This is a genomic window from Rhizobium sp. BK275 (assembly GCF_014193555.1).
In the GTDB taxonomy this organism is placed as follows: Bacteria; Pseudomonadota; Alphaproteobacteria; order Rhizobiales; family Rhizobiaceae; genus Rhizobium.
In genome coordinates, this window is record NZ_JACHZL010000006.1 from 271440 (window position 1) to 284267 (window position 12828).

Here is a 12828-nt window from a genome sequence, read left to right on the forward strand (position 1 = left end):
TGGGCGGATTTGGAAACTTGTAATGGCAAATAACATCGAAAGGGGGAGGGGCATCCAGAGTCAGGACCGGGTAGGGTATGATCTCAGCCTGACATATCGGCTTGGAGTGATGTTCTCCGCATTCTGGAATTCGCAGGTCCGCGGCAAGGTCGTGGGGCTTGCGATCCTGCTTGTCGTCATCATCCTGGCGACAGCCTACGGACAGGTGATCCTCAACGAATGGAACGCCCCCTTCTACGATTCCCTCGAACGCCGTGATCTTGGAGAGTTCTTCCACCAGCTCGAAATCTTCGCGATGATCGCCGGCGCGCTACTGCTACTCAACGTGCTGCAGGCCTGGCTGAACCAGATGACTGCGCTCTATATGCGCGAAGGGCTTTCGCGCGATCTCGTCGATCAATGGCTGAAGCGCAAGCGCGCCCTCAAACTCTCTACCATCGGCATTCTCGGCGTCAATCCGGACCAGCGGCTGCATGAGGACTCCCGCAACCTGGCCGAAAGCACCACCGGTCTCGTGCTCGGCCTCCTGCAGTCGACCATACTACTCGTCAGCTTCATCGGCGTGTTGTGGGAGCTTTCGAGCGGCTTCATCTTCCATATCAGCGGCTACAGTTTTTCCATTCCAGGCTACATGGTCTGGGCGGCAATCTTCTATGCTGCATCGGCCTCGGTACTAAGCCAGGTCGTCGGCCGCAAACTTGTCAAGCTCAATGCAGACCGCTTCTCCAAGGAAGCCGAATTGCGCTTCGCGCTGATGCACGCCAACGAGAACATGCCAGCGATTACAGTGGCGCACGGCGAGGAAAACGAGCGCAAGCGCATCAATATCGACATCAGCAACGTTCTCGCGGTTATCAAGCGTCTCGCCATGGCCAATACCAACCTCACCTGGGTTTCGGCAGGTTATGGCTGGCTGGTCATCGTCATTCCGATCATCGTTGCAGCACCCGCCTATTTCTCCGGCGGCCTTACCTTCGGCCAGCTGATGATGTCGGTCGGGGCCTTCAACCAGGTCAACACGGCACTGCGCTGGTATGTCGCCAACTTCGGCCCGATCGCCGAATGGCGCGCCACGCTGATGCGCGTCACCGATTTCCGCCAGGCACTGCAGGAGATGGACGACGACTTCGATCTGAAGGACGCCATCGTTTATGAGGAAACCGCAGCAGATACGCTGACGCTGAAGAATATCGTCATCTTCGCCAAGCTTGGCGAAGACATCGAGGATTGCGGCGGCTTCCGGATACGCGAAACGGATGTTACGATCAAGGCCGGCGAGAAGGTCATGATCAACGGCGATCACAGCGTGAACCGCCGCCTGCTCTTCCAGGCCATGGCCGGCCTCTGGCCGTGCGGTAAAGGTACGATGGGTCTGCCGCCGATTGCCGACATCCTGTTCATCCCGCAGGTCGCCTATGTCCCCGGCGGAACGCTGCGTGAGGCAATCTCATTCCCCGAAAAACCCGAGGCCTATGACACGGCGGCCATCGAAGCCGCGCTTGAGGCTGCCGGTCTGCATGCGCTGGTTGCCCGACTCGACAGCCGCGCGCGCTGGGACAAGCTTCTCGACGCCGACGAGCAAAAGGCAATCGGCTTTGCCCGTCTGCTTCTCGTCAAGCCCCGTTGGGTCGTTTTCGACGAAGTGCTCGAGGGCATGGAGCCGGAATGGCAGCATACGATGACGAAGCTGCTTGCCACTATGCCGGACACCGGCATGATCTATATCGGCCGCTCGGAGACCTATCTGGAAGCGCTGCATCCGCGCACATTGCATCTGCTGGCGCTGCCCTCGAAATCCGAGGAAGAGCCGGTAGTTTCGGTTCTCGGGTCGAGCGCCGCGGCAGCCCGCGCCCCGGCGCTTTAAGGCAATTCCCATAAAATTATGTAGCGGTTTTGCGTCCGGAACTGTGTGTCTTACATTGGCGGCATCACGCCGTGGACGCCGACGGTGACCTGCGCGGCCGAGATGCTGCCGTCGGCTGCCTTTTCCGCCATGACGATGACGCCTGCACCCGGCTTCAGGTCGTCCTTCGTCGCCGGCGCAAAGGTGACGATCGGCGTGCCGTCGGCAATCGAGATGGTCTTTTCCTTGCCTTGATAAGTCAGCGTGATCGTATGACCATCGACGGCCTTGACCGCATTGCTGACGGTCGCATTCGTCATCGAGCTGTTCGGCTGCACGTCCCACGGACGGTTGCCTTCGCCGGTACCCTTCATCGCTGCCGGGAAAATCAGCACCTCGATGGCACCATCGGGACCTGTGCCTTTCGGCAGGGAGGCGACGCCGACGAAATCGCCGACCTTGATGTCGTCCACCGACGCATTTTTGATGCCAGCGACCTTCCAGCCCGATTTAAGTGCCACCGTCGTGTCGCTGCCCTCGCGGGTCTTGACGGTCAGTGTATCGCCGCTAAGGCTCTCGATCGTGCCACGCACGCGCATGCGTTGCGTTTCCTGCGCGCTCGCTGCCTGCGAAAGGCCGAGCACGACAAAACTGCTGGCGGCAAGCGCCATGAATAGTCCGGTATAGGATTTGCGAGACATGTGACTCTTCCTTCTTGCCTCTGATCGGCACGGTCCCGGCTGCCGAGCGGCACTCTATGCCGCATGACGCAACACTGACGAATCAAGGAAAAGTGAGAGAAAATGGACTCCGGCAACTCGATCCGGATACCGGAAGTCCACACCAGATCTTTGGAAATACCGGCTCAGCCGGCAGCAGACATATCCATATACATGATTTCCCAGACATGACCGTCGAGATCCTGGAAGCTGCATCCGTACATTGGACCCATGTCGAGGATCGGCTTCCAGGGCTTGCCGCCGGCTGCCAGCGCCTTCTTCAGGTAGTCATCCACCTCGACGCGGCTGCCGGCCGAAAGGCAGGTCAGCACTTCCTTGCCCTTGGACGTATCGGCGATATCGCCTTCGATGAACTGTTGGAAGTGACCGTGGGTCAGCAGCATCACGTAGATATTTTCCTCGACGATCATACAGGCAGCGTCGTCGGTGGTAAAATTCGGATTGTAGGAAAAGCCGAGCGCCGAGAAGAACTCCTTCGACTTGACGAGGTCCTTGACCGGCAGGTTCACGAAAATCATGCGCATGAAAATCTCCCTTATGACGTGGCGGCACCATGCCGTTGATCACGCTCGGCCCAAGGACGGCCAATAACCACCCGATCCGACATTCGAGAAATTTTTATTCCGATCAACCTTCCAGCTCTTCCCGCAAGATTTCGAGCTCTAGCCATTCCTCTTCCATCTTGGTCAGGTTTTCGCGTAGCTTCTCCATTTCCGATGCCAGCCGGCTGAACGTCGCCGGGTCCTTGGTGAAGAGGCTCGGATCAGCCATTTTCTTCTCGCGCTTGGCGATCTCGGCCTCCGCCTTCGCCATTTCCTTCGGCAGGTTTTCGAGCGCGAATTTCTGCTTGTAGGAGAGCTTGCCCTTCGAGACGGACGGAGCGGCAGCCGCAGCCTCCTGCGACTTCGGCTTCTCCACCGCCTTCTCAGCCTTGCGGCGCTCTTCGGCGGCACCCTTGCGCTGTGCCAGCATATCGGAATAGCCGCCGGCATATTCGATCCAGCGTCCGTCCGGCGCTTCCGGATTGGCAGGCGCGATCGTCGAGGTCACCGTCCTGTCGAGAAAATCGCGATCGTGGCTGACGAGGATGACGGTGCCGGGAAAACCTGTGACAATTTCCTGCAGCAGATCCAGCGTCTCGATGTCGAGGTCGTTGGTCGGTTCGTCCAGGATCAGCAGGTTGGTCGGCCGCGACAGGATGCGCGCCAGCATCAACCGGGCACGCTCGCCGCCGGAGAGGTTCTTGATCGGTGTGCGCGCCTGCTCCGGCTGGAACAGGAATTCCTTCATGTAGCCGGTCACATGCCGCTGCTCGCCATTGACCAGCAGGTTTTCGCCACGCCCATCCGTCAAATAGTTGGCAAGTGTATCCTCGGGGTTCAGATCTTCGCGCTTCTGGTCGAGAGTGGCAATTTCGAGATTGGTGCCAAGCTTCACCGTACCGTTATCAGGCGCAAGCTGGCCGGTCAGCATCTTCAGAAGCGTCGTCTTGCCGGCGCCGTTGGGACCGACCAGACCGATACAATCGCCCCGATGCACGCGGATCGAGAACGGCGCGACGATCGGCCTGTCGTCATAGCTCTTGGTAATCTTGTCGGCCTCGATCACAAGCTTGCCGGATTCCTGTGCGTCGGATGTGGTCGCCTGCACGGTTCCCTGCGGCCCCTTATGGCCACGATATTGTGAGCGCATGGTCTGCAACTCGCCGAGCCGTCGCATATTGCGTTTGCGCCGTGCCGTCACGCCATAGCGCAGCCAGTGCTCTTCGCGCTCGATCGCCTTGCCGAGCTTGTGCTGTTCCATCTCTTCCGCCTCCAGCACCTGATCACGCCAGGCCTCGAAAAACGCAAAGCCCCTGTCGAGCCGACGCGACGTGCCGCGATCGAGCCAGACGGTCGCTGTCGAGACCTTCTCGAGGAAGCGGCGGTCGTGCGAGATCAGCACCAGCGCGCTGCGCGTCTTCTGCAGTTCGCCTTCCAGCCATTCGATGGTCGGCAGGTCGAGATGGTTGGTCGGCTCGTCGAGCAACAGGATATCAGGCTCCGGCGCCAGCACACGGGCAAGCGCTGCGCGGCGCGCCTCGCCGCCGGAAAGGTTCTTCGGGTCCTCTTCGCCCGTCAGCCCTAAGTGCGACAGCAGGTATGTGACCCGGTAAGGATCATCGCCCGGCCCGAGCCCCGCTTCGGCATAGGCCTGCACGGTCTTAAAGCCGGCAAAATCCGGTGCCTGCTCCAGATAGCGCACCGTTGATGCCGGATGCCGGAAGACCTCACCGGACTGGGCATCGACGAGACCGGCAGCAATCTTCAGAAGCGTCGATTTACCCGAGCCGTTGCGGCCGACGAGGCAGATCTTGTCGCCGGACTCCACTTGCAAGGCCGCGCCGGCAAGTAGCGGCGTGCCGCCGAAGCTCAGGAAAATATCGTCGAGTTTCAGAATGGGAGGCGCCAAGAATCAGACTCCGGAAAGATCATAGGGCCGCGCGAGCACGATGGCCCTGCCGCTGGCAAGCGAGAAGCGCACGGGGCCTTCCGCTACATTGGAAATGGTGCGCGACGAACCGAAGGGCAAATGGAAGTCGGCGAGCGGATAGCGGGCATTCTCGATGAAGAGCCCGGTCAGCTCGCTGAAACCCGGCACGGAAAACAGGCTACCCGGCGGAAGATCGATCTCCAACGAGCCGGGAAGCAAAGGTACCGCCTCTTCGCTGCCCGAGGTCAAGAGCACGTCGAAGCCTTCTTGCGCCAGTTCAACGCCATAGAGCAGATGTTGAAGCGCATGGTCGGAGCGTTCACCGCCCAATGCGCCTGCAAGGATCAGGCGTTTTGCGCCACGCTCGATTGCCTCGGAAACGGCGATCTCGCCATCGGTCGCCGCCTTTGCGGCCGGATAGGGTTGACGCGGCACATTGGGAAAGGCGCCGTCGAGATCGGGCGGTGTCGAATCGAAATCGCCAACCCACAATTCCGGCACCACGCCCAACGCCGCTGCGTGGCGCATGCCGCCGTCGGCCGCGATGAACCGGGTGTCCCGCACGGCTTCGCGCAGACGATCCGTCAGGCTGAGTACCCCGCCGAGCAGGATAGTGAAGGTGGATTGGCTCATGGGCATTGCCCATAGCGCAAACCGGGGGTGAAGGGGAAGAGGCGCCGAAGATCCGGCGCCTTTCTCTCAGAAGCGGTAGGTCACACCGGCGCCGATCAGCCAGGGATCGAGTTTCGCCTTGCCGCTGACATTGGCACCGCCGACGGTCGCATCGAAATCCGGACGCAGGAAGATCTTCTTCACATCCAGGTTCGCACCCCAATGCTCATCGAACATGTAATCGAAACCCGCCTGCAGCGCGACGCCGAATGTATTCTTCACATCGAGGCTGTCGGCGCTCTTGCCTGACTGATTGTAGAAGACCGTGTAATTCACGCCTGCACCGAGATACGGCTGGAAGGCACCGAAATCGGTGAAGTGATATTGCAATGTCAGCGTTGGCGGCAACAGCCACGTCTTGCCTATATCGCCGAGGCCGGCAATCGAGCCTTCGCCATGCACATTGGCATAGGTCGTGCCGAGAATGAGCTCCGCGGAAATATTGTCGGTGAAGAAATAGGAAATATCCGCTTCCGGAACCACTGTGTCCGAATAGGAAAGACCGGATCCGGAAATGCCGTCGACCGAGCCGTTATCGCGCGTCACCACGCCCAGCGCACGCAGGCGTACCTGCCACGGGCTTTGCGTGGCCATCGGCGGGCCAGCCGAAGGCGCCAGATCGGCGGAAAGCGCCGCGTGCCCGAAGGATGCGAAAACGATAGCGGCGAAAATGCCCCTCAGCCGAAGCGGATGATGTTTCATGTGAATCTCTCCTGATGTCGTCGAACGGGGAGAGACTTAGGCCTGCCTCAGGCGGGTCGGCTTGAGCGAGATCAAACGCTCAGACTATTTTCTTCAGCCTGGCGTATCCTTGTCACGGGACAGGAAGATTGCCTCATAGCCGCCGATGAATTTCTCGAACAAGACGGAGAAAGTGTCGATCTCTTCCTGCGGCCAGTCCCGCACGACCTCGGTAACGAAGGCGAGCTTCTGGGCCTGGATTTCCGCCAGCAGATTCTGTCCGACCTGAGTCATGACGACGACGATACGCCGCGCATCCGCCTGCGATGCCTCGCGGCGCAGAACATTACGGCCGACCATATCGGAAACGACGCGGCTGGCCCGCGACGGATCGATGCGCAGCATCTCGGCAATGGCACCAACGGTCACCTCGCCGTTTGCCTGCGCCCGCCTTACGGCATCCAGCACATCGAGATGCGAGAGCTCCAGATCCGGAGCCACGCTCTGGATCGCCAGCCGGCCAATCAGCCGGCGGCCCGTCATCATTCTCATGCGCGTCATGGAACGGCCGATGCGCAGCACGCTGTCCATGGGAGGCTCATCAATCTCTGTCGTTCTTGTCTTGGTCAGCGTCTCGTTCATGACGGAACCATAACAGACCGGAATCAAAAATAAAATATGCCAATGTCAATAATGTGCTATTGACAAATATATGCCATTAGCACATAAAGCATCGAAATAACGAAATTGGCCCCCATGGATATGCAACTTGCCCCTGCGCCGCTCGTGACGGATCCCCGTCGGCGGCTCATCCTCTTTTTTTTCCTGATGACCGCCATGTTCATGGCGACGCTGGATAATCAGATCGTCTCCACCGCGTTGCCGACCATCGTCGGCGAGTTCGGCCATCTGGACCGCTTCGGCTGGATCGGCTCGGCCTATCTACTGGCGCTGAGCGCGGTCATGCCGCTTTATGGAAAACTCGGCGATCTCTTCGGCCGCAAATATGTGATGATGACAGCGATCGCGATCTTCACGGTGGGCTCCGCCGTCTGCGGTCTCGCCGTCTCCATGAACACGCTGATCGCCGCCCGTGTGCTGCAGGGTTTCGGCGGCGGCGGTATCATGGTTTCGATCTTCGCCGTCAACGCCGACCTCTTCGAGCCGCGCGAACGCGCCCGCTACCAGAGCTATTCCAGCCTCGTGCTGATGGCCTCCGGCGCCATCGGCCCGGTCCTCGGCGGCACGATGAGCGATCTCTTCGGCTGGCGCTCGATCTTCCTCGTCAACGTGCCGATCGGCTTTATCGTGCTTGCCGGCCTCGCCTTCATGCTGCCCTACCGTAAACCGCATCGTCGACCGAAGATCGATTATGCCGGCGCACTTCTGCTAGCGTTGACGACGACCAGCATCGTGCTTGCGACCGACAGCAGCGAACTTTTCGGTGCGTTGATCTCCCCGCAGAGCATCAGCATCGTCGCCTTCGGCGTGGTTTGCGCCATCGCCTGGGTTTTCGTCGAACGCCGCGCGCCGGAGCCGATCGTCCCTCTGCCACTTTTCCGCAATTCCACCTTCAGCCTGCTGCTGGTGATCTCGATCATGGGCGGCGCGATCGCCATCGGCATGGTCAATTACCTCGCGCTGTTCCTGCAGACGACCACAGGCCTTTCGCCGTCTGGCGCAGGCCTGCTCTTCATTCTGCTGACAGGCGGCCTCGTCTGCGGCTCCCTGAACGCCGGCCGCATCATTTCGAAGACCGGTCGCTACAAGCCCTTCGCCATCGCCAGCCTCACCTGCAGCGCCATTGCTTTCGCACTGATGTCGCAGGTCCATGCCGGCACGCCGATCGCCTTCATCGGCGCGATCATGCTGCTGCACGGTATCGGCATCGGCCTTGCCCAGCAGGTTCCGGTCATCGGCGTACAGAACGCCGCGCCGGCCCGCGATGTGGGTGCGGCGACCGGCTCGGTCACGCTGTCGCGCATGGGAGGCGCTTCGATTGCCATCTCCATCTACGGTGCGATCATCGCATCGCAACTCGGCAAGCTCGGTTCCTCCATCCCGGGCGTGGCCAATATCGAGGAGCTGACGCCAAGAATGATGGCCGCACTTCCCGAAGCCAGCCGTCAGGCCGTCGCGGATGCTTATGCCGCCGCCTTCTCACCGCTGTTCATGACCTCTTGCGGCATTGCTTTGATCGGCCTGATAGCCGCCATCATGCTGAAACCAGTGCAGCTGCCCCGTGCCGGCGAACCAAAGACCGGCCCGACCAGCGCCGCCGCCGAAGCTGCGGAATAAGCATAGGCGCGCGGCCCGCACGCCTCTTCATTTCGATCAAGCAGCAAACACTACTATTAATTGTATTCTTCGCGCGGACGTTATGGTCGCCCGCATCGGTCGCCGTGCTGACCTATTTTTTCCGCAGTGTAGCCGGAATCTGCACTTGCGATGGAACTTTCGCCATAATTTCATCGGAGCGAGAAAGTGCCTCGACAGGCGAGGCATTGCCGAAATGCAACGGCACCACATTTAGATAGAGTCTCGCTATGCAACCCACGCGGAAATCAGCTACAGCAAAGACTTGGATCGGCCGATTGTGCAGCGCGAGAACCGAGGCGGAAGCCTATTGAATTTTTCTGGCAGCGGCCGGCCCGAAGATGCGGCAGACCGGCGACTTAAGATGATGGGGAGAGACAGACTGGACAGCATGACGACGTGGAAATCGCCCGCGCTTTCCAGTGATGCTTTTCTTGCGCCGTGCCGTTGGGCGCGCCGTCTCCTGCTGCTTTCAGTCTGCGCCATCGCGCTGAACGGCTGCGAGACGTTGATCGAACAATCCTATCAGCCGACCGTCGGCCCATCGTCCAATCCACAGATCGTCGACGAAGTACAAAAAAATGACCCGCGCGCTGCCATGGGCGCTCGCGAGCATCCGCGCATCGTCGCGAGCTATGGCGGCGAATATAAGGACGCCAAGACCGAGCGCCTCGTCGCCCGCATCACCGGCGCGCTGACGGCCGTGTCGGAAAATCCGAGCCAGTCCTATCGCATCACCATCCTGAATTCGCCCGCCATCAATGCCTTCGCGTTGCCGGGCGGTTACCTCTATGTCACCCGCGGCCTGCTGGCGCTCGCCAATGACGCCTCGGAAGTGGCGGCTGTACTGTCGCACGAGATGGGCCACGTCACCGCAAACCACGGCATCGAACGCCAGAAGCGCGAGGAAGCCGAAGTCATTGCCAGCCGCGTCGTGGCTGAGGTTCTGTCGAGCGATATAGCCGGCAAGCAGGCGCTTGCCCGCGGCAAGCTGCGCCTGGCCGCCTTCTCCCGCCAACAGGAGCTGCAGGCCGATGTCATCGGCGTGCGCATGCTCGGCGAAGCCGGCTACGATCCCTATGCCGCAACCCGCTTTCTCGATTCCATGGCCGCCTACAGCCGCTTCATGTCGGTCGATCCGGAAGCCGACCAGAGCCTGGACTTCCTGTCGAGCCATCCGAATTCTGCCCAGCGCATCGAGCTTGCCCGCAGCCATGCCCGCGCCTTCGGCCAGGAAGGTTCGGTCGGAGACAAGGGCCGCGATTACTATCTCGATGGCATCGACGGTCTTCTCTACGGCGACAGCCCGGAAGAAGGCTATGTGCGCGGCCAGACCTTCCTGCATGGCGGCCTCGGCATACGCTTCGACGTACCGCCGGACTTCAGTATCGACAACAAGGTCGAAGCGGTCATGGCGACCGGCCCGAACGATATCGCCATCCGCTTCGATGGCGTCGCCGACAACCAGAACCAGAGCCTGACGAATTATATCTCCAGCGGCTGGGTTACCGGGCTTGATCCCGCAAGCATCCGGCCGATCAACGTCAACGGTATGGAAGCTGTGACCGCCCGCGCCACTGCCGATCGCTGGGATTTCGATGTTACGGTCGTCAGAAACAACAACCAGATATTCCGCTTCCTGACGGCCGTGCCGAAGGGCAGCCCTTCGCTGGAGCCGACGGCAGACGTCCTGCGCGCCAGCTTCCGCCGTATGACGCCGGACGAAGCCGCCTCGCTGAAGCCGCTGCGCATCCGTGTCGTCACCGTTCGCTCTGGCGACAACATCACCACGCTCGCCTCCCGCATGATGGGTACCGATCGCAAGCTTGATCTCTTCAAGCTCATCAACGCCTTGCCGACGGGCGCTGCTGTTTCTCCCGGTGACCGCGTGAAGATCATCTCCGAATAAAAGAAAGCCCGGCTTATGCCGGGCCAGTATGTGCTGCTGGGGAGTAATTCTTGGTCAGGCATAGGCTGCCATATGCGGATCGGCGCTCACGAGCGCCGTGCGAAGCTTTTCCATCGCCCGGCTTTCGATCTGACGCACGCGCTCCTTGGAAATGCCGAGATCGGCGCCGAGCTCTTCGAGTGTCGCTCCGTCTTCTGCGAGCCGGCGCGCGCTGATGATCTTCATTTCGCGCTCGTTGAGATGCTTGAGGGCAGACGCAAGCCAGACGCGGCGGCGCTCGCCATCGATCATGTTGGAGACCTGCTCGTCCGGCAGCGGCTCGTCGCTGACGAGGAAATCCATCTTCTCTGCACTATCGGCGTCGCCGGAGACGGAAGGCGCCTGCAGCGACGCATCGTTGCCGGAAAGGCGCGCATCCATGGTCTGCACGTCGGCAAGGCTGACACCGAGAGCGGCGGCGATTTCCTGATGAATGGATTGCAGCGTCAGCTGCGTGTCGCCCTTGGCGAGCTTGGCGCGCAGGCGCCGCAGATTGAAGAACAGTGCCTTCTGGGCCGAACTCGTGCCGCCGCGCACGATCGACCAATTGCGCAGGATATAGTCCTGGATCGAAGCACGGATCCACCAGCTTGCATAAGTGGAAAAGCGTACATCGCGCGCCGGTTCAAAGCGAGCGGCCGCCTCCAGAAGCCCGACATAGCCTTCCTGCACGAGATCGCTCATCGGCAGGCCGAAGTTGCGGAACTTTCCTGCCATGGAAATGACGAGGCGCATGTGCGCCATGGCGATCTGGTTGCGGGCGCCGCGGTCCTCGTGATCCTTCCAGCGGATGGCGAGATTATGTTCCTCTTCACGGGCGAGATAGGGAGCCGCCATTGCTATTTTGATCATGCGCCGATCTGCAGACATGTTCTTCATATCGCTCTCCTGAACAGGCCACGTGCCTAAAAATAAACAAGCAAACATCGTTTCCGGAACATTGCTGCGCCGGAGCAAACTAGGCTCTTGAATGCATAAAGGCCTCGCTCCTGGACTTTTCAGGAGGAGGCCCTATCTCTCTTCATATGCCGCTGAAGCGGCTGGACTGGATCAGTTTCTTGAGATTGCCGGATAGGCAAATTCTGGAAATCATGATCCGCTCCTCATCGAACATTGACAGCTTTAGCGGAAGTCAAACCGAGCTTATGGGTTCCGGTGGAGTCCGCATTACTGTATATGAACGTCGCAGCGGCGAAAAAGTTCCAATAAAAAACCCGGCACCAGGCCGGGTTTTTTCATCAGCAAAAACAATGCGCTATTAAGCTGCTTCGTCCTGCGAATCGTCTTCCTCGATCGCCTTGCCGCGCTTCGGACCCTTGTTGAGGTTGGTCTCGACGAGGCGAACGGCTTCCGTTTCAGACATCTTGTTGACGGCAGCGATTTCGCGAGCCATCCGGTCGAGGGCAGCTTCATAAAGCTGACGTTCTGAATAGGACTGCTCCGGCTGGTTTTCAGCGCGATAGAGATCGCGAACGACTTCTGCGATGGAAATCAGGTCGCCGGAATTGATCTTGGCATCATATTCCTGGGCACGGCGAGACCACATGGTACGCTTGACGCGAGCCTTGCCCTGCACGACCTTGAGGGCGCGCTCGACAAAGTCGGTTTCGGAAAGCTTACGCATGCCGATGCTCATGGCCTTTGCGACCGGAACCTTCAGACGCATCTTGTCCTTTTCGAAATCGATGACGAAAAGTTCAAGCTTCATGCCGGCGACTTCTTGCTCTTCGATAGCCGTGATGGTACCGACGCCGTGAGCGGGGTACACGATCGATTCACCAGTTTTGAAGCCGTGACGTGCGGTAGAAGGTTTTTTCTGCTGGATGGTCATTCTAATCAAAAACTCCCTGTTACGCTTCCGGCAACGGCCGGAGCCCGGGTCAGTCAGGCCCGGATGAGACGGTTAGATCCGTCGGGTGACTTCACTCTGGTTCCACCAGACAGAAGCAAAAAGGTATCCTCGCGCGCGATCTTGGGATCCGACAGCTCAAGTTATTGATATGTCACGGAAACCGCGTGCGGATTTGCTTTTACTTTCGTGATGGTTTTGGGCATGCGTCATGCCACAAGTGGAACAGTGTGGTGAACGTATCACAAAAATATGAGGAAATCAATAATTTGCTTAACGTGAGTCATGTGGGCAACACATAGCCCCC

General features: G+C 59.7%; 11 protein-coding genes. 3 read left to right on the forward strand and 8 right to left on the reverse strand.

The annotated features are described in order from the left end of the window. Positions 1-22 precede the first annotated feature (22 nt). Complete coding sequence (locus FHT82_RS20250; protein ID WP_183734477.1) at positions 23-1864, forward strand: ABC transporter ATP-binding protein/permease; 1842 nt, start codon at positions 23-25, stop codon at positions 1862-1864. Between the two features lie 50 nt (positions 1865-1914). Here the strand turns inward: FHT82_RS20250 and FHT82_RS20255 are convergent, their stop codons facing one another. From FHT82_RS20255 to FHT82_RS20280, 6 genes are all read right to left on the reverse strand, one after another. Next, positions 1915-2544 (reverse strand): DUF5666 domain-containing protein, encoded by a 630-nt coding sequence (locus tag FHT82_RS20255; protein ID WP_183734478.1) that lies wholly within the window; start codon positions 2542-2544, stop codon positions 1915-1917. Between the two features lie 164 nt (positions 2545-2708). Next, positions 2709-3107 (reverse strand): VOC family protein, encoded by a 399-nt coding sequence (locus tag FHT82_RS20260; protein WP_183734479.1) that lies wholly within the window; start codon positions 3105-3107, stop codon positions 2709-2711. 103 nt (positions 3108-3210) lie between these two features. Continuing rightward, positions 3211-5034, reverse strand: coding sequence for an ABC-F family ATP-binding cassette domain-containing protein (locus FHT82_RS20265; protein WP_183734480.1), 1824 nt, complete (start codon positions 5032-5034; stop codon positions 3211-3213). A 3-nt stretch (positions 5035-5037) separates the two neighbouring features. Beyond that, positions 5038-5694, reverse strand: coding sequence for a thiamine diphosphokinase (locus FHT82_RS20270; RefSeq protein WP_246698184.1), 657 nt, complete (start codon positions 5692-5694; stop codon positions 5038-5040). 60 nt (positions 5695-5754) lie between these two features. Then, on the reverse strand, positions 5755-6429 hold the full coding sequence (locus tag FHT82_RS20275) for an OmpW family protein (protein ID WP_183734482.1): 675 nt from the start codon (positions 6427-6429) through the stop codon (positions 5755-5757). Positions 6430-6522: 93 nt separating this feature from the next. Then, complete coding sequence (locus tag FHT82_RS20280) at positions 6523-7050, reverse strand: MarR family winged helix-turn-helix transcriptional regulator (protein ID WP_183734483.1); 528 nt, start codon at positions 7048-7050, stop codon at positions 6523-6525. Between the two features lie 114 nt (positions 7051-7164). Here FHT82_RS20280 and FHT82_RS20285 point away from each other — a divergent pair, with 114 nt between their 5' ends. After that, positions 7165-8706, forward strand: a complete 1542-nt coding sequence (locus tag FHT82_RS20285) for an MDR family MFS transporter (protein ID WP_183734484.1) — start codon at positions 7165-7167, stop codon at positions 8704-8706. 382 nt (positions 8707-9088) lie between these two features. Beyond that, positions 9089-10633 carry a M48 family metalloprotease gene (locus FHT82_RS20290; RefSeq protein WP_183734485.1) on the forward strand — a complete coding sequence of 515 codons (1545 nt, stop codon included), beginning with the start codon at positions 9089-9091 and terminating at the stop codon, positions 10631-10633. 54 nt (positions 10634-10687) lie between these two features. On the opposite strand, the gene FHT82_RS20295 is transcribed toward FHT82_RS20290, so the two are convergent. Further along, positions 10688-11551, reverse strand: coding sequence for an RNA polymerase factor sigma-32 (locus FHT82_RS20295; protein WP_007825441.1), 864 nt, complete (start codon positions 11549-11551; stop codon positions 10688-10690). Between the two features lie 379 nt (positions 11552-11930). Then, a complete protein-coding gene (locus FHT82_RS20300; protein ID WP_113299540.1) occupies positions 11931-12503 on the reverse strand; it encodes a CarD family transcriptional regulator in 573 nt (190 codons plus the stop codon). Positions 12504-12828: the final 325 nt, after the last annotated feature.

Bases quoted from the DNA above. Each gene is read 5' to 3' on its own strand.
- FHT82_RS20250 (WP_183734477.1), top strand. From the start codon at position 23: ATGGCAAATAACATCGAAAGGGGGAGGGGCATCCAGAGTCAGGACCGG.
- FHT82_RS20255 (WP_183734478.1), bottom strand. From the start codon at position 2,544: ATGTCTCGCAAATCCTATACCGGACTATTCATGGCGCTTGCCGCCAGC.
- FHT82_RS20260 (WP_183734479.1), bottom strand. From the start codon at position 3,107: ATGCGCATGATTTTCGTGAACCTGCCGGTCAAGGACCTCGTCAAGTCG.
- FHT82_RS20270 (WP_246698184.1), bottom strand. From the start codon at position 5,694: ATGCCCATGAGCCAATCCACCTTCACTATCCTGCTCGGCGGGGTACTC.
- FHT82_RS20275 (WP_183734482.1), bottom strand. From the start codon at position 6,429: ATGAAACATCATCCGCTTCGGCTGAGGGGCATTTTCGCCGCTATCGTT.
- FHT82_RS20280 (WP_183734483.1), bottom strand. From the start codon at position 7,050: ATGAACGAGACGCTGACCAAGACAAGAACGACAGAGATTGATGAGCCT.
- FHT82_RS20285 (WP_183734484.1), top strand. From the start codon at position 7,165: ATGGATATGCAACTTGCCCCTGCGCCGCTCGTGACGGATCCCCGTCGG.
- FHT82_RS20290 (WP_183734485.1), top strand. From the start codon at position 9,089: ATGATGGGGAGAGACAGACTGGACAGCATGACGACGTGGAAATCGCCC.
- FHT82_RS20295 (WP_007825441.1), bottom strand. From the start codon at position 11,551: ATGAAGAACATGTCTGCAGATCGGCGCATGATCAAAATAGCAATGGCG.
- FHT82_RS20300 (WP_113299540.1), bottom strand. From the start codon at position 12,503: ATGACCATCCAGCAGAAAAAACCTTCTACCGCACGTCACGGCTTCAAA.